The sequence below is a fragment of the Tenebrionibacter intestinalis genome (assembly GCF_016632365.1).
Lineage (GTDB): Bacteria > Pseudomonadota > Gammaproteobacteria > Enterobacterales > Enterobacteriaceae > Tenebrionibacter > Tenebrionibacter intestinalis.
In genome coordinates, this window is record NZ_JAEPBH010000174.1 from 1 (window position 1) to 455 (window position 455).

Annotated in this window: 1 pseudogene; it reads right to left on the reverse strand. The window is 48.8% G+C overall.

The window, feature by feature from the left end:
• A pseudogene (locus JJB97_RS18360) lies at positions 1–455 on the reverse strand (VENN motif pre-toxin domain-containing protein); the annotation flags it as partial.

Sequence of the window (455 nt, forward strand, 5' to 3'; positions counted from 1 at the left end):
TTCTCTGTCAGCAACGCACCGGCTTTCGTTAGCCCGGCACCACCGGCAAGCAGGCCAGCAATATCCGTAACAAGTTTTCCACCCTCAACGCCTGCATTAAATGAGCCGCTGGCTCCCGCCTTCTGATACTCCGCTTCCATTTTGTTGATGCGGTCAATATAGGACTGCTTCACTGCATCAGAGACATTCCCAAGGATATCTCCACTGTTGAAAAGGGATTTCAGCGCTTCATACGCTTCCACCGGACTGCTGGCAGTTTTCACAATACCATCAACGCTGTCGTATAATCCGGCCGGAACACCAGCAAGCATACCTGCTGCAAAACTGGCATCCTGAGCTAAATCGATACCTGTCCATTTCGCTTCAGTGGAAGCTTTACAAGAATCAGTTTTACATTCAGAAAGCTCTTTTTCCTTTTCCGCTTTCTGCTCATGGCTCAGATAGTTATACCGAAC